This window comes from Paeniglutamicibacter sp. MACA_103 (assembly GCF_045798555.1).
Lineage (GTDB): Bacteria > Actinomycetota > Actinomycetes > Actinomycetales > Micrococcaceae > Paeniglutamicibacter.
This window is the reverse complement of the sequence record NZ_JBIXLN010000016.1, coordinates 1-17,477: the sequence shown is the minus strand read 5'-3', so window position 1 is coordinate 17,477 and position 17,477 is coordinate 1. Positions and strand designations below refer to the sequence as shown.

Below are 17,477 nucleotides of genomic sequence, written 5' to 3'. Positions count from 1 at the left end.
GGTATGCATTCCACCAAGGGGCCCACGGCTGCCGCCATTAGCACCTAGGAGTACGGATTCAGCTCTTCTTACGCCGACGCGCTTTGATAACCGGCCAGACGAAAACATATCCGGCAGCGATCAACCCGTTGACCAAGAGCAGAATTAATGCGACATTCAGCTTCCCGACGAGTCCCCCTAAAACCAACAGCGGCAGCGCAAGGCCCGACAGGTACAGGCCAACATACTTCGCCACACCGAATAGTTCCGAGCCCTGCCGGTACCAGGTGGCATTTCCAGCCCTGCGCTTTCGGATATCCCTGACGAGGCCAGGTGCGCCGAAGCACCCTCCGACGACAACCACAGCGATCAGGCCGAGAATGATGATGTTGGTCCAGGTGTTGTCATTTGACTCCGCGGAAGCGACAGGAATGTCGACTTCCTCAAATGAATACACTTCGGTTGCAATGTCGAGCCTCTGACCAAAATCCAAAGTTTTGAAGGATAGCTCACCCATCTGGAACTCGTAGGTTTCCCCGGGTTCCAACTGATCGACCACTTTCTGAGCGCTGGAAGGATTCCCCCAAGTCATCGAAAGCCGCCCGCATTCCTTGGTATGGATTATCACGCTGTTGCTCGTCACACCGCGTCCACCGCCTGAGCGTGAGGTTCCACTATCTGCTGATACGACCGTGCATTCAATTGACACCTGATGCGCCTGATTGTAAAACGGGTAGGCGAGGAAACCGGCTCCCACGGAGAGGACAAGCAACACAAATAAACCAAGACCTACCCGCCGCATGTATTCCTTGAGCCCCAGCCTAAATCTGAATACCCGCTTTCCCCGTCTGCGCCCTCGCATTTTAGCGTCGTCAAATTCCCTAGAGGCATCATTCGTCACCTCATTCACCCTACTGCGTGCAGCCCGCTCAAAGGACCTCGCGCACCGCGACTCGTTACCCGACGCTGCCGCCCACAAAACGGTGGCATGGCTCGCGGTACGGTTCACTCGGCGCTGATGCTAAAGAAATCCTCAAACCGCCGGGGCGCAAAACCGCTACAACTTCAGGGCCCTTTTGCGGCACCGCCAACGCACGCCTCAAATGGACCATCGCGGTCGCGGCAGGAAGTTGAGACTTGGCGAAAAGGAACATCGGGTCGTCGAAAGCGACGTTACAGGCTCGGACCCTTAAGGTTGATTGCATGAGCGAACACCATCTGAAGCGTCTCGTCTTGTTGCGCCATGCCAAGAGCGACTACCCGCTGGGGGTCAGTGACCACGACCGGCCGCTGGCGGCCCGCGGGAACCGGGAGGCGCCGGCGGCCGGGGCCTGGCTGCGCGAGAACGACGTGGTTCCGGACTTCATCATGCTCTCCGACGCCCAGCGGACCCGCGCCACCTGCGCCTGGGTGATCAGCGAACTGGGGGAGAAGGCGCCCACGCCCTACCTGGATTCGCGGATCTATGGCGCCTCGAGCACCAGGCTGTGCGCCATCATCAACGAAACCCCCGAAACCGTCACCACGCTCATGGTCATCGGCCACCAGCCGGTGTTGCAGGAGCTGGCCATGCGCCTGGCCTCGGTGGACTCGGACGAAGAAGCGGTCTACGAGCTGGCCATGGACTATCCGACGCTGGGGCTGACGGTGCTGCAGACCGAGAAGCCCTGGGCGGAGATCGACGGCCGCGACATGCGGGTGACCAACTTCGTGGTCCCGCGCTGAACGCCGGCGGCGCTATGGCCTCGGCGCCGACGGCACCGACGGGGCCGGCAGGTCCGCCGGGTCGGCCGACGAGCCCTCGGAGGCCAGCCCCGGGGTTTGTGCAAACACCTCACGCAGGATTCCCGCCAGCTCCTTGACCGCGGGGGAGTTGGCCATTGATTCCCGGTAGACCACCTGGATGGTGCGTCGCTGCGCCGCATCACGCAGCGGACGGGCCACCACCGAGGGCCCCAGCGGGCCGCGGCCAAGCCGGGGAACCAGTGCAATGGCCACCCCGGCCGAGGCAAGCGAAATGAGCGTGGCGAACTCCGGGTCCTCCGCTACCACGCGCGGCACCACGCCCAGATCCGCAAAGAGCCGCATGAGGGCCTCGTTGCAGATCGCCCCCGAAGGGGTTGCCGCCCAGGGCTCGCCGATGAGCTCGCTGCGGTCAACGGATGGGCGGGCCGCCAGGCGGTGGTTCACCGAGAGCACCACGTCGGCCTCGTCGACTCCGAGGACTTCGGCGCGCACGCCAGCGGGGATGGCCAGCGGGATCGAGCTCCAGTTGTGCACCACCGCCAGGTCCGCATCGCCGCGAGCGACCTGGTCCACCGCGGCCTCGGGTTCGACGCTGCGCAACTGCGTTTCCAGCGGCGCATGATGCGCACCGCTGGACTGGTAGCGGGCCAGCGCCGGGGCGACCAGCCCGCGCATTGCCGTGGAGAACGCGATGACCCTCAGCTTGCGTTTGGCCAGCACGGGGGACTCGAGCAGGGTGGTCACCCGCTCCAGCTCGCGCAGCAACGGCCCGCCCTCCGCAACCAGGAGGCGCCCGCGCTCGGTGAGGATCACCCCGCGGCCCTGGCGCTCCAGCAGTTCGGCATCCAGGGTTCGTTCCAGCTTCTTGACCTGTTGCGAGATGGCCGAAGGGGTAAACCCCAGAACGTCCGCGGCGGCAACCACCGAGCCATGGCGTTCGATGGCCACCAGTGAACGCAACGCCTGCAAATCGATCATGAAGCGATGCTACAAGAAACCATGAAGGACCCGAAGCTGGTGCTACACAGTCGCCGGGTGCCAGAGTGGGTGGGTGAAACCACGCGATACCCTTCTTGCCCTGTTGGTCGCCCTGCTCTGGGGGCTGAACTTCCTGTTCATCGAGCTGGGGCTGCGCGATACCCTGCCGCTGGTGTTCGTGGCGCTGCGTTTCGCTGCCGTCGCCTTCCCGCTGGTTTTCCTGGTTCCCCGGCCCAACGTGAGCTGGAAGGTCGTGGCAGGCATCGGGCTGACGATGAGCGCGGGGCAGTTCGGGCTGCTCTTCACTGCCATGCACCTGGGCCTGCCCGCCGGATTGGCACCCGTGGCCTTGCAGGCCCAGATGTTCTTCACCATCGGGCTCGGTGCGCTCTTCCTGCGCGAATTCCCCACGCGAAAGCAAGTCATCGGCTCCATCCTGGGAATTGCCGGGTTGGTTATTGTCGGCTTTGGCAGGGTTTCCTCGCTCCAGGAGGGCGCCGCCCTAGCCGGTGTCCTGGTTCCATTGCTCATCTGCATCGCCGCGGGGTTCAGCTGGGGCGTCGGCAACGTCATTTCGCGTTCCGCCGCCGGCGCCTCCGGGCTGGGACTGGTGGTGCACTCGGCGCTCTGGGTTCCCCTTCCCATGCTGGGGCTGTCGCTGCTGCTCGACGGCCCGGCCGCCGTGGGCGAGGCGCTGACGACCTTGGGCCCGGAAACCTGGTGGGGAGTTGCATTTACCGCCTTGGTGGCCTCGGTCATCGGGTACAGCATCTGGAATTCGCTGTTGGGGAAATACCCGACGGCCAAGGTGGTTCCCTACACCCTGCTGATTCCCGGGATCGGGATGGGAAGCGCGGCGCTGGTGCTGCACGAATACCCCAACGCCCTTGAAATCACCGGGGCGGCGGTGCTGGTCCTGGGCGTCGCGGTCGGGACCCTGCGGTTCCGGGCGGCCAGGCCCGACGTGTCCGCCGCGAGGGGAGAGGCCCGCACCGAGGACAAAGTGGGCGAACGCCTGCAAGGAACTTGATGAGAGTTTCGGGGCAGCGGTTTCCCCGGGTTCATGCGCCGCGCGCCCGCGAACATGAGAACGCATGTGGCGATTATGAGAGCGCCCTCATCGACAGTTCACTCTTTGCTCATTTCGGGGGATTTGACTAGGTACAACGCAAGCCACCGAGGCTGCGGCCGCGACACCACGGCACCAGAATCCCGGCATTGAAAAGGATCACCCCCCCATGAGCATCAGCCCCAGCCTTGAAACCGAAACCTTCGAAGCCAACGAAGCCCTGGCGGCGGCCGAAGGCCGACTGCGCCACCTGAAACTCGATGCACAGCGCGCGCTGAAGATCCGCGCCGCCTACACCACCCGCTTCGTGGCCACCGAGTTCTCCAAGCACCCCGGGGACTTCCACCTCATCGCCGGTGCCGAAGTCACTCCGCAGCCCGGGGACGTGGTCATCGCCCGCGTCGCCGAAATCGGCAAGCACACCCGCCTCGAGTCCCCGGTCTCCCGCCGTCAGCTGATGTTCGTCGGCCAGGAAATCATGGTCGCTTACGGCAACCGCTACGCCCCGGACCAGTTCCTGGCGCACGTGCCGGACTCGCTGGAAGCCTGCCACCTGGTGGCCGGCGGCGGCCTGGCCGGGTACGTCACCGAGATGCACGCCTCGATCGATGCAGCCACGGCCATCGAGCCGATCGGCCTGCTGGCCACCCAGGACGGCGTGGTCAACCTGCGCGACTTCGCGCCGCTGCAGGTCGGCACCCCGTCGCTGGCAGCGCTGCGCGCCGAGGGCACCGTGCGCCCGCCGGTCATCGCGGTGCTGGGCACCTCGATGAACTCGGGCAAGTCCACCACCCTGGGCTGCCTGGTCAACGGCCTGGCCAACGCCGGGCTCAACGTCGCCGCGGGCAAGGCGACGGGCACCGGGGCGGGCAACGACCCGAACCTGTTCATCGACGCCGGGGCGTTCCCGGTCTGCGACTTCACCGACTTCGGCTACCCCACCACCTTCAAGCTCGCCTACGAAGAGGTCCGCGACCTGCTGGCCGCGATGATCGACGAGCAGGCCGCCTCCGGCGCCGACGTGGTCGTCATCGAGATCGCCGACGGCCTGTACCAGGGCGAGACCTCCAAGCTGCTGCGCGACCCACTCTTCGCCGCCTACGTGGATACCGTGGTGTTCTCCGCCCAGGACGCCCTCGGCGCCCGCGCCGGGCTGGACGTGCTGCAGGACGCGGCGGTGCCGGTGGCCGCGGTCTCCGGCCTGCTCACCGCCTCCCCGCTGGCCACCGCCGAAGCCGCATCCAAGCTCGAGGTCCCGGTCATCGACACCTACGCCCTGTGCCGCCCCGAGGTCGCCACCGCCCTGATCCCGGTGCGCGCCGCCTCGCTGTGAGCGGGCTCGAGGTCCTGATGGACTCGCAGCGCTCCCCGTCCACGCAGCCGCTGGAGATCGTGCCGGCCGCCAAGAACCGGGAACCGGCCCCGCGCCTGCCCCGGCTGTTCGCCGGCAAGCGCCGCGGCCTGTTCCTCGGGCTGCTGGCTCTGGCCACCGCCTGCGGTGGCCTCGGGGTGGGCATCGCCCTGCTGGTCGGCGCGCTGGTGACCGGGGGAGCGGTGCTGCCGATGTCCCTGGGCATCGGGGCGCTGATCCTGGTACTGGGCTACGGCCGCTACCTGGAACGCGTGCTGGCCGAGAAGCTCGGGCAGCACTACGTGGCGCAGTTGCGCCTGGGCCTGATCTCCCACTCCCTGCTGGCCGCCAGGGTGCCCTCGGTGGGCATCACCGTGGCCCGGGCCAGCAACGACCTGTCCTCGGTGCGCAACTGGGTCGCCCAGGGCATCGCCCCGCTGCTGGCCGGCATCCCGCTGGTGCTCATCTCCATGGCCGGGCTCTGGATGATCCATCCGGCCCTGGCCCTGGCACTGGGTGTGCCGGTGCTGGTGCTTGCAGGCGCCCTGGTGCTGCTGGCCAAGCCCGCCTACGAGCGGGCGCGGACCCTGCGGCGGCACCGCGGCAACCTGGCCGCGCGCATTGCCGACACCGTCGCCGCCTCCTCCGCCGTGGTGGCGGCCGGCGGCGTGGAACGCGAACTCTCCCGGGTGGCGGCCAGCGGCAACAAGGTCGTGGACGCCGCGGTGTCGCGCGCCCGGCTGGCCGCGGTGCTGCGCGCCTGCTCCCTGGGCATGCCGCTGCTGGCCACCGCCGTGGTGGTGCTGGTTTCGCGCCACGCGGCCCTGGACGCCGGGCACATCGCCACGGCCCTGACCCTGTTGGGGCTGTGCGCGGCCCCGGTGGGCGAGTGGGGACGCATCGTGGAGTACCGGCAGAACTACCGGGCGGCGTCCCGGATCATTGCCCCGCTGCTGGAGGAAGAGGGCACGCTGTCGGCCGGCCCGGCCCTGCGCCAAAAGGCCCAGCGGGCCGCGGCACAGATCCAGGCCTCGCGCGTCGAGGGGGTGTGGCTGCACGGCGTTCAAATCGACGGCAAGCCCGTGGCGGAGCTGCGCGCCGAGCCCGGCGAGCGGATCCGCATCACGGGTGCCGACGCGCGTGTGCGCGGGGAACTGTTCAGCATCCTGGCCACCGCACGCACGGAGGCGGGGCCGATCCTCGGGGACCTGGGCGACGACGCCGCCCACCGGGGCCGGGGCTACGTGGTGGCGGGCGTGATCCCCGGGTCGGTGAAGGAGAAGAAACGACGCCGGCTCATTGGCGCCGCCTTCGCCTCGATGGTGCCCGAGCGCGGCACGCTGGGCCGCGCCCTGCGCTACCGCCGACCCGACGCCGATCCGGCCAAGGCCCTCGCGCTGGCGGGGCGGCTGGGCATGGACGTCGCGTCGCTGGAGCACGGGGAGGATACGCAGCTGCGCCGCGGCGGGATGCCGCTGGATGCGGCGCAACGCGCCGGGCTCATGGTGGCCCGCGCCATGCTCGGCTCCCCGCCGCTGCTGCTGCTCAACGAGATCGACGGCCACCTGGACGCGGCGGCCCGCGGGCAACTGGAAAAGATGCTCGAAGGGTACCGGGGCGTGGTGATCGTGTGCTCCGAATCCGCGTGGTGCGCCGGGTACCGCGAATGGAACCTGGATGCCCCGGAGGACGGACCGATAACCGCTCCGGACCTCAGCGCAGCGGAGCGGTAAAGGCCATCGCGGCCCGGACGCAGTCCTGGATGCTCCGCTCGGGGTGGAATACCTGGCGGTCCCGGCCCAGGATGAGCGTGGCCCCGAACAACGCGGTGGCCAACGCGTCCAGGTCGGGCCCCGGCTCCCCGGCCGCCGGCGCCGCGTCGGCCAGGCGGGAGAGCGCGGTGCGGACCATCCCGATGACGTCGTTGCGCATCTTGGCCAGGGCATCTGCCCATTGGCTGTCGGATTGCCATTGCTCGGAAATCCAGAGTTGGGAGAAGGCCGGGTATTCGGCAATGAATTCCAGGGCCTCGGCCACCATCAGCCGCAACCCTTCTTCCGGGTCCGCGTGCGTGGCGCCGGGCTCGAGGCGTTCGAAAAGGATGGCGATGCCGTAGTTCAGCAGTTCGCCGATGAGTTCGTTCTTGGACCCGAAGTTGTAGTAGACGGTGCCCTTGGAGACGCCCGCGGCCTTGGCGATCTCGTCCACGCTCACCTGTTGGTGCCCGCGGGTGCCGATCAATTCCATGGAGGCGGTGAAAAGCCGGTGCTTGGAGTCGGTCGCGCGCACCCGGGGCCGGGGCGTGGTGTTCTGGGTCATGCGCTTAGCTCCGGGTGCAGGGTTTTCAGGGTCCAGGTCTTGTGCAATCGTACCGCCACGGTGCTGGCAACCAGGCCCAGCACGGTGTAGCCGGCCAGCCCCGCCACGATGGGTCCGAGCACCGAGAGGTCCGCCCCGTACATCAGGTGCCGCAGGCCCGTGACCACGTGTCCCATGGGCAGGAAGCGGTGTGCCACGTGCAGTGCCTCGGGAGTGGTTTCCCAGGGGAAGGTGCCGCCGGAGGAGACCAGCTGCAGCACCATGAGCACCAACACCACCATCTTGCCCGGGGTGCCGGCCAGCGCGCAGATGCCCTGGATGATGGCGGTGAAGGCCATGGAAGCCAGCAGGAACAACCCCCAGGTCATCCACGGGTGGGCGGTGTCCAGCCCCAACCCGTAGAGCACCACGGCGTAGAGGATGGTGCCCTGGAGCATCGAGATGCCCAGGAACGGCAGCCAGCCGCCGATCGCGATCTTCCAGTTCGCGGCGTTGGAGGCCAGCGCGCGCTTGGTGATCGGGCGCATGATCTGCACCAGGATGAACGCGCCGATCCAGATGGCCAGGGTCATGAAGAACGGGGCCAGGCCCTCGCCGTAGACCCCGGCCTTGGCCTGGTCGGTGCGCTTGATGTCCACCGGGTCCCCGATGACCGAGGAGACCTGTTCCCGTGCCGAGGCATCCGGGTTGGGCACCTCGTCGGTGCCGTCGGCCAGCTTGGTGGACAGCTCCCCGGAGCCGTCGCGCAATTCGGTGGCGCCGTCGCCCAGCTCGCCCACCCCGGTGCCCAGTTTCTTCACGCCCGAGGCCAGCGAGCCGGTTCCCTCGTGCAGCGTGTGTGCCCCCTCGGCCAGCGAACCGGCGCCGGAGTCGAGCTTCTTGGCCCCGGCCAGTGCGTCGTGTTGTCCCTCGGCCAGGGTGCCCGCCCCGTCGGCGAGCGTCTGGGCGCCGCCGCTGAGCTTGGACGCGCCGGCAGCGGCATCGGAGATGCCCGTCTTCAGGGCGGGCATGGCCCCGGCCAGCTGGTGGGTTCCGTCAGCGAGGGTCCTCAGCCCACCGGAGAGCTCCTTCGCACCTGCGGCGACCTGGGCCGACCCGTCGGCGAGCGCCGAGATCTGCGACCGGGCGGTGGTCAGCTGCTTCTTGGTGTCGGCGACCTGGTCTGCGACTCCTGTGGAGGCCGCCGCGTCCTTGACGTCCTTGCGCATGGTCTCTGCCTGCTCAGATGTCAGGACCCCGGCCTCGACCAGGGTGTCCAGCCGGGCATCCAGCGTGTCGGTGGCCGAATCAATGCGGCTCTCGGCATCCTTCTCCAAGGCCGTGAGGGTCTCGGCCGCCAGCGTGACCTTGTCATCCAGGGCCTTGTTGCCGGCGGCGACCTGGGCGGCGCCGGAGGAAAGCTTCTTGGAGGCGTCGGCGGCCTTTTGCGCCCCGTCATCGAGCTGCGCCGTCTTGGCCGGAAGTGAGGAAGTCTTGGACTTCAGTTCCCCCAGCCCTTCGTCGAGGTCCTTGGTGCCCGCGGCGAGGGTTCCGGCACCGTCGGCGAGCTTGTCTGCCCCGGCGGCCAGCTTCTTTTGGCCAGCCACGAGGGAAGAGGTGCCGTCGTGCAGGGCGTCGGATCCGTCCGCAAGATCCGCGGCGCCGGTGTTGAGCTTGGTTGCCCCGTCGCCCAGCGTGTTGACCCCGTCGGCCAGGGTGGTGACCCCGTCGGAGAGTTTCACGGTTCCGGTGTGCAATTCGCCGGCGCCGTCCGCGGCCTTGGCCATGGAGGTGTGGATGTCGGAGAAGCCTGTCAGCAGGGCGTCGGCGGTCTGGGTGCCGACCTCCTGTGCCACGGTGTTGTGGACCTGTCCGGCGAGCTTGTCGGCGAAGGTGCCGACCATGTAGTTGTTGGCGTCGTTGGTGGTGATCTTCAGGATGCCCTGCTTGGCCTTCTCGAAGTCGCCCGGGGAGGCGAGGTTGGCGGAAAAGTCCTTCGGGATCGTCATCGCGAAGGCATAGTCGCCGGAGGCGACGCCCGCTTCGGCCTCGGCCTCGGAAGCGACCACGCTCCAGCCGAAGGTCCCGTCCTCGAGCAGCTCCGCGGTGACGTCGTCCCCGACCTGCAGCTCCTTGCCGTCCTTGGTGGAGCCGGCATCCAGGTTGACGATGGCTGCCTTGACGTTGTTCAGGTGTGCGTACGGGTCCCAGTTGGCGTAGAGGTACAGGGCGCCGTAGAGCAGCGGGACCAGGCACATGGCGATGATGGCGATCCGCGGCAGGCGCCCGGAGGTCATGCGCTTGAGTTCGGACAGGGCCAGGCGCAACGTGGTCATGATTCTTCCTTCGGTGCGGTCGAAAGCGTGGTGGGTGCGGCCGAAACGACGTCAGCTGCAGGCGCATCGGGTTCCGGGGTTTCCCCGGCGGCAGGCAAGGCCTGGTCCGGTTCCTTTGCGGAGACCACGACGGGCGCGGCCGTCGGCTCGGTCTCGGCTGCGGGCGGCGGGGCCACTGCCGCAGCCAGCTTGTCCTGCACCTGGCCGGCGCGGGCCACCGAACCGTTCCAGCCCTCCGGGATGCGCTGGATGACGGCAACCACTGCCGGCGCGCGGCGGGAGGTGGCCACGGATTGAAGGTAGCGGGTCCAGTCCTCCGCTGGGATGCCGTGGCGGTCGGGGGAGTCGAAGACCAGCAGCTCGATGGAGCGGTCCTCGAGGGCCAGGTGGGTCAGCAGCGTGAGGCGTTCGAGCGGGTCGATGGCGTCAAGCCATTGGTTGGCCAGTGCTTCCATGCCGTGCTTCCTCATCCAGCCTTCGATGCCGCTGCGCCTCCAGACCGGTCCGGGCTGCAGGGCCAGGTCCTCCGCCACGAGATCGCGGACCTTCAGGTGTGCCTCGGGTTCGTTGATTTCCGGGGAGTCGACCAGCGCGCTGATGCGCCGCACCGAACGCAGCGCGGAGGTCCCGGACCAGCTCACGGTCCCCTCGCCGGGGCGCATGCGTGCGCTGAGTCCCAAGGCCAGCGCGGTGCGGGTGGGCTGCGGTTCGGCCTCCACCAGCAGGAGCTCGCCGCGCGCTGCGGTGAGGCTGGTGGGTTCCAGCAGGGGCAAGTGTCTTCCGGCAATGGCCAGGTTATCGGCAATGAGCACGACTAAAGAATAAACCGAACTGACCGGTCAGTTCAAATAGTTGGCTTGTCTGGTTCGCCACTCACGCGCCGGGCCGACACTGCCCAATGACACGATCGAGTATCTTTTCATCTCGGGTCTCCGCGCCGGACGGGCACCCGGGGGAGGATGGGCTTATGGGCAAGAGATTTTGGGTCGGCGGCTATTCGCCGGACGGCGGCGGGACCAGTCTGGGCATCCGGGCGATCGAGATCGGCAACGGCACGCTCACCGACCTGGGCCTGGCCCACGCCGCAGACTCGCCGTCGTGGCTGGCAACCCACCCGAAGCTTCCGGTTCTCTATGCAGCGCTTGAGCACCGCGGGGAGGTCGCCGCCTACCGCATCGTGGGCCGGGACCGGCTCGAACCCCTGGGCAGACCCGTGGAAGCGGGCGCGCTGGTCTGCCACCTGGCCGTCGTCGCCGCCGGAACGACCTTGATTGCCAGCTGCTACGGCGACGGGCAGGTGCTGTCCTACCCGATCAAACCGGACGGCTCGCTGGCCAGCCCCGCTGCGGCCCCCGCCTCGTCGGACCCCTTCGCCGTACCCGGGCACTACCCCAGGGCCTCGCGCTCCCACCAAAGCACCGTGCTGAGATCGGGAAAGATCATCACCACCGACCTGGGCCACGATTCCCTGCGCATCTGGGAATTGCAGGAGGGCGAATTGCGGCTGTGCCGGCAAATCGCCTTGCGCAAGGGAGACGGACCGCGCCACCTGGTGGAGCATCCCTCGGGGCTCATCTACGTGGTCACAGAACACAGCGCCCAGGTCGTCGCGGTTGGCGCCAACGCCGCGGGGCAGTGGCGGGAAGTCTTTCGGGAATCCCTGGGCGACGGCATCCGGGCCGGCGAGCACTTCCCATCGGAGATTTCCCTGGACCGGCACACCAACAGGCTCTACGTCGGGGTGCGCGGCGCCCGGGCCATTGCCGTCCTGGGATTGAAGGGCGGACGGCCGGTCTTCCTGGGGACCGCACCGTGCGCCGGGGAGTGGCCGCGGCACCACGTGCAGGTCGGGAACTCGCTCCTGGTTGCCAACCAGCTGTCCAACACCATCGAGGCCCTCGGGCTGGATGCCGAGGACGGCTTGCCACGCGAGCACCTGAGCTCGCTGGCCCTGGAAAGCCCCACCTGCATTGTCGCTCAAGTGGAAGTCTGAGAACCGGCTTCCTACCGGTATCGGGTGCTGTCGGCACTGCGCTGCCGGCATCCCCCGGGCCTGGGGCGTCGTCCGCGCGGCAACCCGCGGGGAAACAAAGCGGGGAAACAAAGCGGGCCGCAATCTTTTCGATTGCGGCCCGCTTTATATGTGTGCGCCCAAAGGGATTCGAACCCCTGACCTTCTGTTCCGTAGACAGACGCTCTATCCAGCTGAGCTATGGGCGCATATTTTGTTGTTGGCCGAGCCTCACGGCTTGACCTCGAACAACTATACATAGCTTTGGCGGGCTGGTCGATCCAGGAAAGTGAATCGTGCGCGAACTCACGCCCGGCGGCGGGACACGGTCTTCCTTCCAAGGCCCCCCTGCCACCCATCGCCGCGGCCCAAACCTGGCGCGGGTTCGGTGGCGCGCCCATATATGGGAATCTTCAAGGCCAGCTGCACCGGCGCCCTTCCCGGCGCCCGCCGGGGCCGGCCGCGTAGGTGCGGAAAGGGAACGGGTCCGATGTCGGCTGCAGATCACGCATTGCCGGGTAGTTCCGCGCAGGAGCGGGCGGATCGGAACGAAGGGCCCGTGGACTGGTACGAGCTCTTCTTCGACCTGGTCTTTGTTGCAGTCATTGCGATCTCCGCCCGGGCCCTCGGGGAAGGCCCGGCCTGTGGGTGGTGATCGAGTTTGCGCTGTTGTTCTTCCCCTTGCGGTGGGCCTGGGTCAACTGATGATCTCCAACCGCCTCTATGGAAGACACTATCCGTCCATGGGGCCGGGTGGCCGACTTGTTCGGGTTGGCCGTGCTGTCGCCGACTCTGGCCTGCCTGCTGACCGGAGCGTTGCCGGCGTGGGGGACCGTGGGATTAGTCGCCCTGCGTCCTGCTCGTACTAGATGTCATCAGCGGCGCACTTGGCGCCCACTGGTATGCCCGCCGGCAATGTCGGCAGAAAGCAGAAAGGCCACGATTTCTCGTGGCCTTTCTTGTTGGTGCGCCCAAAGGGATTCGAACCCCTGACCTTCTGTTCCGTAGACAGACGCTCTATCCAGCTGAGCTATGGGCGCATATTCTGTTTTTGGTACCAACCTTGCGGTTCGACCTCGAATAACTATACAGACGAATGCCGTTCGCGCAAAATCCAGGGGTCCTTGGGATGAATAGTCATGGGGAGGCGTTCCGTGAAGTATACCGGTCTACGTGACCTTCGTCACGCTTGGGGTTTAGAGTCAATTGGTCGAAGCCCGAAAAGCCGGGGTTTTCGGTGAGACTAAATCGAATTCGGGAGTTCTGGGCGATATGCGTCACAGGGGGGCCGATGGGTCGGCCCCCTAGCATCGAATTATTGCAAATTCAGCCCAATGGAGGGAATGGACATGAGCGAGAGCTCGGACCAGAAGGTCATCGACGCAGCACCGACAACGCACTCAAAGCTTGCCGCTTGGGTGCAGGAAATCGCGGAACTGACGAAGCCTGACCGTGTCTATTGGGTAGATGGCACGCAGGAGGAGAACGATCGCCTGACCGCCGAACTGGTTGCCGGCGGCACGCTGCAGAAGCTTACCGATCCTTCGTTCCCGAATTCCTTCGCTGCATTCTCGGACCCCAAGGACGTCGCACGCGTCGAGGAACGCACCTTCATCTGCTCGGAAAACGAGAAGGATGCCGGCTTCACCAACAACTGGGAAAACCCGGTGAAGATGAAGTCCATGCTTAAGGGACTGTTCGACGGCGCCATGCGCGGCCGCACCATGTACGTCATCCCGTTCGTCATGGGCCCGCTGGATGCCGAGCAGCCGCAGTACGGCGTTGAGCTCACCGACTCCGCCTACGTGGTCGCCTCGATGCGCATCATGGCGCGCATCGGCAACGACGTCCTGCGCAAGATGGAAGCAACGGATGCGTTCTTCGTCCCGGCGCTGCACTCGGTCGGCGCTCCGCTGGAGTCGGGCCAGGAAGACGTGGCTTGGCCGTGCAACGAGGACAAGTGGATCGTGCACTTCCCCGAGGAGCGCTCCATCTGGTCCTACGGCTCCGGCTACGGCGGAAACGCCCTGCTGGGCAAGAAGTGCTACGCGCTGCGCATCGCCTCGGTGATGGCCCGCGACGAGGGCTGGCTGGCGGAGCACATGCTCATCCTCAAGCTCACCAACCCGGAAGGCAAGAGCTACAACGTCGCTGCCGCCTTCCCGTCGGCCTGCGGCAAGACCAACCTGGCGCTGCTGGATCCGACCATCGACGGTTGGAAGGCCGAGACCCTTGGCGATGACATCAACTGGATGCGCATCGGCAAGGAGGGCGAACTTCGCGGCGTGAACCCGGAATACGGCCTGTTCGGCGTCGCTCCGGGCACCGGCTGGTCCACCAACCCCAACGCCATGCGCGCCATCACCAAGGGCAACTCGATCTTCACCAACGTCGCGCTCACCGACGAAGGCGGCGTGTGGTGGGAAGGCATGACCGACGAGGCCCCGGCGCACCTGACCGACTGGTTGGGCAACGACTGGACCCCGGATTCCGGCCGCGTCGCAGCACACCCGAACTCCCGTTTCTGCACTCCGATCTCCCAGGTCGACATGCTGGCCCAGGAGTACTACAGCCCGGACGGCGTCGAGATCCACGCGATTCTCTTCGGCGGACGTCGCAAGACCACCATTCCCTTGGTGACCCAGGCTCGTAGCTGGACCAACGGCATCTTCATGGGCTCGACCCTGTCCTCGGAAACCACCGCGGCCGCGGCCGGTGCCGTGGGTGTGGTTCGCCGCGACCCGATGGCCATGCTCCCGTTCATTGGCTACAACGCCGGTGACTACCTGAACCACTGGGACTCCATCGAGTCCAAGGCCAACCCGGAACGCCTGCCCAAGATCTTCCTGGTGAACTGGTTCCGCCGCAACGCCGAGGGCGGCTTCGCGTGGCCGGGGTTCGGGGACAACTCCCGCGTGCTGAAGTGGGCCATCGACCGCATCGAAGGCAAGGCCGACGCCGTCGAGACCCCGATCGGTTTCGTGCCGACCGGCGACTCGGTCGACCTGACCGGACTGGACATGACCCCTGCCGACGTCGACGCCGCAGTGGCCGTGGACAAGGGTGAATGGGACACCGAGCTGGCCAGCATCGAGGAATGGTACGCCAAGTTCGGCGAGGCGCTGCCGGCTTCGCTGCGCAACGAGCTTGACGGACTGAAGGCTCGTTTGGAGGCCTAGGCTTCCTGCGCGCGAGCATTTGTCATGCAGGGCCCCGCTTTCATCGACAGCCTCCCGATTCAGGGAAGGCCGGATTGGTCAGGGCGGGGCCCTTGCCTTTGCCGCCCGGCAAGGCGGGTCCTTGCGCCTCATCGGCAGTGGTGGGGAAGGCCTTTCGCCGACGGCGTCAGCCAATAAGTGCGTGGCTGCTGGAACAATCCCCTAGGGGATGTGTCAGGATGAAAGCATGATTCTTGCGCGTTTGATCCTCGGGCTCTTGAGTTTGGCGCCCATGACCGGGTATGAACTGAAGAAGCACTTCGACTCGTCCATCAATCATTTCTGGAATGCAGACAAAGCGCAGATCTACCGAACCCTGGCCCAATTGGTGAAAGACGGGCACGCCACCGTCACCACCATTGCCCAGCGGAACTACCCCGACCGGCAGGAACACCACATCACCGCGCTGGGCCGCCGGGAGCTCGTCGAATGGCTGGGTGGCGAGGTCACCGCCCACACCCCGCGCGAACCATTCCTGGCCCGGGTGTTCTTTGCCGCGGAACTTGACCGCGACTCGGTGCTGGACCTGATCCAGGCCCGACGCGAAGCAACGCAAGTGGTGTTGGACGACTACCTCTCCCAGCGTGAGGACATTGACATGAGAGCGGCAGCGGACCGCCGCAGCTTCCTGATGGCTGCAACCCTGGACAACGGAATCCGCCATGCGGCGGCCGAACTCGAATGGCTGGATGCAGTGACGGAGTACCTGCCATGAGCCAGCACCAGCACCCCTCCGACGGGGACGCCGGAACGGACGAGGAATTCGTCGACCGCTCGTTGGCGGAGGAGCCGGCCCCGGCGGACAAGCCGGGCAAGGACCCGCGCGAAAAACGGCAGGCCGGCCCCGCTGAGCCCAAGCGTGGACCCAGGGACCACAAGCCACGCCCCGAGCCGCATTCCAAGCCCAAGCCTGCCGCAAAGGGTGGGGCGAAGCCCGAGGTGGAGGCGGTGCGCCCCCCTGCCCAGGCCGGGGCGCCGACGGCGCCGGCCGAAGCCGCAGCCGGATCCTCGCCCGCGAAGCCTTCCGAGGAAACGCACCGGGCGGCCGCCAAGGACAAGCCCGCCGGCACGGAGAAGCCGGGGCGCCCTGCCAAGGCTCCGAGGCACCCCAGGCCAACGGTCCCGCACACCCGTACGGAGCCCAGGAGCCCGGCGGAACCGGGGACCGAGTCGACGCCGGCCTCATCCCTGGCCGCGGCGCCGCGGGATCCGGGCGGCTACCCGGAATTCCATGCACCCACCCGGCCCCGCAAAGACGGCAAGAAAGCCCAGACCATCGTCTTCCTGCACGGGGGAAACGTCGCGAACTGGACCTGGGACCCGCAGGTGCGCGCCTTTGGCGACTACGAGGTGCTCACCCCGCACCTTCCCGGATTCGGTGCCCGCGCCCAGGAGGACTGGGCGGGGCTTGACAGCGCCGCCGACGACGTTGCAGCGGTCATCGCCGACGAGGTGTCCAACGGCGGTGCCCACCTCGTGGGCCTTTCCCTGGGTGGCGTCATTGCGCTGCGCGTGCTGGCCAGGCACCCCGAGCTCGTGGAGTCCCTGCTGATCTCCGGCGTCCCGGCTGCGGGCGTCTCGACCTCGATGCGCACCATGAGCCGGATGCAGCTGCGCCTCTTCGGCAGCGAATGGTACTGGCGCTTCCAGGCCGGTGCCTACGGCATGGTCGCCGACGAAAAGGAACTCTTCACCGAGCACGGCACGCACCTGCGCGCGGACAACATGCGCGCCATCATGGACGAGGTGGACCCCGGAGGCGTCCCCGCCAAGCTCGGCAACTACAAGGGCCCGGCCCTGGTGATTGCCGGCGGCAAGGAGCCCAAGCTGGTGGCCAAGTCCTTCCCGGCGCTGGCCAGGGCGCTGCCACAGGCCCAGTTCCGCACGGCAGTAGGCATGCACCACCAGTGGAACATCGAGGATCCCATCCTCTTCAACGCGACCGTGCGGGCCTGGATTGAAAAGGGCACCGCGCACCCGCGCCTGCAGGAACCCGGGCAATAGCGCCCCAAGCGGGAATGCCGCGACTGCAGCGCCCGGGTTCCTGCCCCAACCGGGACGTTGGGCCGGGAGCCCGCGGTGCGGGACCCCGGGCTACAAGGCCCGATGATTGGGGCGCCGCAGTCCGGCGATGATGAGCAGGACTCCGACGGCAAAGAGGACGGCGCCCGTAACCACGATGTTCCTGTCCGCCGCCGTCATCCCGACGATCCTGCTGAAGGTTTGTTCATCCAGCACATGTCCCAGGTCCTCGAGTTCCATGTACCTGGAAAACAGGGAAAGGGCCGTGACGCCGACGGCGACCACGGCGGTGAGCAGACAGCTGGATCCAAGAATCAGGAAAAGCCGGTTCCTCCCGTTCATCAATACCTCTCCCGGCATGGGCTGCCCGTGCCGTATTGCCCCTTGTTTTCAAGGCTATCGGACGTCCGGCCCGGCAAATAGAAGCGCGAGGGGTTCCATCGCCATGCGGTGGAACCCCTCGCGCCAT

Annotated in this window: 14 protein-coding genes and 2 tRNA genes; 8 read left to right on the top strand and 8 right to left on the bottom strand. The window is 66.9% G+C overall.

Features of this window, described 5'->3' with window-relative positions; all coding sequences use genetic code 11:
* Positions 1 to 58: 58 nt before the first annotated feature.
* On the bottom strand, positions 59 to 880 hold the full coding sequence (locus ACIPVK_RS09470; protein ID WP_407611726.1) for a hypothetical protein: 822 nt from the start codon (positions 878 to 880) through the stop codon (positions 59 to 61).
* 302 nt (positions 881 to 1,182) lie between these two features.
* Here ACIPVK_RS09470 and ACIPVK_RS09465 point away from each other — a divergent pair, with 302 nt between their 5' ends.
* Positions 1,183 to 1,704 carry a SixA phosphatase family protein gene (locus ACIPVK_RS09465; protein WP_407611725.1) on the top strand — a complete coding sequence of 174 codons (522 nt, stop codon included), beginning with the start codon at positions 1,183 to 1,185 and terminating at the stop codon, positions 1,702 to 1,704.
* A 12-nt stretch (positions 1,705 to 1,716) separates the two neighbouring features.
* On the opposite strand, the gene ACIPVK_RS09460 is transcribed toward ACIPVK_RS09465, so the two are convergent.
* Positions 1,717 to 2,703 (bottom strand): LysR family transcriptional regulator, encoded by a 987-nt coding sequence (locus ACIPVK_RS09460; protein WP_407611724.1) that lies wholly within the window; start codon positions 2,701 to 2,703, stop codon positions 1,717 to 1,719.
* Between the two features lie 73 nt (positions 2,704 to 2,776).
* Between ACIPVK_RS09460 and ACIPVK_RS09455 the strand changes: the two genes are divergently transcribed.
* The 3 genes from ACIPVK_RS09455 (at position 2,777) to ACIPVK_RS09445 (ending at position 6,856) form a co-directional block, all read left to right on the top strand.
* Positions 2,777 to 3,733 carry an EamA family transporter gene (locus tag ACIPVK_RS09455; protein ID WP_407611723.1) on the top strand — a complete coding sequence of 319 codons (957 nt, stop codon included), beginning with the start codon at positions 2,777 to 2,779 and terminating at the stop codon, positions 3,731 to 3,733.
* Between the two features lie 208 nt (positions 3,734 to 3,941).
* Complete coding sequence (locus ACIPVK_RS09450) at positions 3,942 to 5,105, top strand: DUF1611 domain-containing protein (RefSeq protein WP_407611722.1); 1,164 nt, start codon at positions 3,942 to 3,944, stop codon at positions 5,103 to 5,105.
* On the top strand, positions 5,102 to 6,856 hold the full coding sequence (locus ACIPVK_RS09445) for an ABC transporter transmembrane domain-containing protein (protein WP_407611721.1): 1,755 nt from the start codon (positions 5,102 to 5,104) through the stop codon (positions 6,854 to 6,856). Before ACIPVK_RS09450 ends, ACIPVK_RS09445 begins: the two co-directional genes overlap by 4 nt.
* On the opposite strand, the gene ACIPVK_RS09440 is transcribed toward ACIPVK_RS09445, so the two are convergent.
* The 3 genes from ACIPVK_RS09440 to ACIPVK_RS09430 are packed head-to-tail and all read right to left on the bottom strand — an operon-like array spanning position 6,837 to position 10,569.
* The gene (locus tag ACIPVK_RS09440) at positions 6,837 to 7,442 is read right to left on the bottom strand and encodes a TetR/AcrR family transcriptional regulator (RefSeq protein WP_407611720.1); all 606 of its coding nucleotides are present in this window, start codon (positions 7,440 to 7,442) and stop codon (positions 6,837 to 6,839) included. The two genes, ACIPVK_RS09445 and ACIPVK_RS09440, sit on opposite strands and share 20 nt — an antisense overlap.
* Complete coding sequence (locus tag ACIPVK_RS09435) at positions 7,439 to 9,757, bottom strand: YhgE/Pip family protein (RefSeq protein ID WP_407611719.1); 2,319 nt, start codon at positions 9,755 to 9,757, stop codon at positions 7,439 to 7,441. Before ACIPVK_RS09435 ends, ACIPVK_RS09440 begins: the two co-directional genes overlap by 4 nt.
* Positions 9,754 to 10,569 (bottom strand): ABC transporter ATP-binding protein, encoded by an 816-nt coding sequence (locus tag ACIPVK_RS09430; protein ID WP_407611718.1) that lies wholly within the window; start codon positions 10,567 to 10,569, stop codon positions 9,754 to 9,756. Before ACIPVK_RS09430 ends, ACIPVK_RS09435 begins: the two co-directional genes overlap by 4 nt.
* Before the next feature lie 155 nt (positions 10,570 to 10,724).
* Between ACIPVK_RS09430 and ACIPVK_RS09425 the strand changes: the two genes are divergently transcribed.
* Entirely contained in the window at positions 10,725 to 11,750 is a 1,026-nt protein-coding gene (locus ACIPVK_RS09425; protein ID WP_407611717.1) for a lactonase family protein, read from the top strand.
* A gap of 153 nt (positions 11,751 to 11,903) precedes the next feature.
* Here the strand turns inward: ACIPVK_RS09425 and ACIPVK_RS09420 are convergent.
* Both ACIPVK_RS09420 and ACIPVK_RS09415 read right to left on the bottom strand, forming a co-directional pair.
* Positions 11,904 to 11,977, bottom strand: a tRNA-Arg gene (locus tag ACIPVK_RS09420).
* A 754-nt stretch (positions 11,978 to 12,731) separates the two neighbouring features.
* A tRNA-Arg gene (locus tag ACIPVK_RS09415) sits at positions 12,732 to 12,808 on the bottom strand.
* Between the two features lie 309 nt (positions 12,809 to 13,117).
* On the opposite strand from ACIPVK_RS09415, the gene ACIPVK_RS09410 reads away from it, so the two are divergent.
* The 3 genes from ACIPVK_RS09410 to ACIPVK_RS09400 all read left to right on the top strand — a co-directional run bounded on the left by ACIPVK_RS09410 (position 13,118) and on the right by ACIPVK_RS09400 (position 16,990).
* On the top strand, positions 13,118 to 14,947 hold the full coding sequence (locus tag ACIPVK_RS09410) for a phosphoenolpyruvate carboxykinase (GTP) (RefSeq protein WP_407611716.1): 1,830 nt from the start codon (positions 13,118 to 13,120) through the stop codon (positions 14,945 to 14,947).
* A 226-nt stretch (positions 14,948 to 15,173) separates the two neighbouring features.
* Entirely contained in the window at positions 15,174 to 15,701 is a 528-nt protein-coding gene (locus tag ACIPVK_RS09405) for a PadR family transcriptional regulator (protein ID WP_407611715.1), read from the top strand.
* Positions 15,698 to 16,990 (top strand): alpha/beta fold hydrolase, encoded by a 1,293-nt coding sequence (locus ACIPVK_RS09400; RefSeq protein WP_407611714.1) that lies wholly within the window; start codon positions 15,698 to 15,700, stop codon positions 16,988 to 16,990. Before ACIPVK_RS09405 ends, ACIPVK_RS09400 begins: the two co-directional genes overlap by 4 nt.
* A gap of 90 nt (positions 16,991 to 17,080) precedes the next feature.
* On the opposite strand, the gene ACIPVK_RS09395 is transcribed toward ACIPVK_RS09400, so the two are convergent.
* On the bottom strand, positions 17,081 to 17,350 hold the full coding sequence (locus ACIPVK_RS09395; protein ID WP_407611713.1) for a hypothetical protein: 270 nt from the start codon (positions 17,348 to 17,350) through the stop codon (positions 17,081 to 17,083).
* Between the last annotated feature and the right edge of the window lie 127 nt (positions 17,351 to 17,477).